We start from the raw sequence: 356 nt of genomic DNA, 5'->3' as shown, positions 1-356 counted from the left end.
GTCGTTGACGGGCGATTTTTTGGTGCAATTTAGCAATTCTGTGCTTCAGTTTGCGATGGGCGCGAGTCCCCCTTTTTGCTAACGCAAGGTCGCGTTGCAAAGACGCTAGTTGCTCTTTGCTGTTTCTCAGGTAGCGAGGGTTTTCGACTTGCTCAAAATGGCCATCTTGATCGATGGTTGAAAAATAGTGAGAAACACCCCAATCAAGACCAATAGCTTTAGTGCCACACTGTCTTTCAATGGAATCGTATTCCATAGAAACCGAGATAAACCACTCACCATTCTTGCGAATGATCTCGGCAGTTTTTGGCTTACCGCCAGCGTTTCTGGCTTTGCCTCGGATCTTAACGATGCCG

The 356-nt window shown here is 47.2% G+C and carries 1 protein-coding gene; it reads right to left on the bottom strand.

Translation table 11 applies throughout. The features are described 5' to 3' along the window. Positions 1 to 356, bottom strand: a 356-nt coding sequence (locus tag BZJ21_RS16635) for a transposase (RefSeq protein ID WP_158075552.1), incomplete at both ends; no start/stop codon positions are given.

It is taken from the genome of Salinivibrio costicola subsp. alcaliphilus, from assembly GCF_001996185.1.
Classification (GTDB): Bacteria; Pseudomonadota; Gammaproteobacteria; order Enterobacterales; family Vibrionaceae; genus Salinivibrio; species Salinivibrio costicola.
This window is presented reverse-complemented; position numbering and strand designations above follow the sequence as displayed.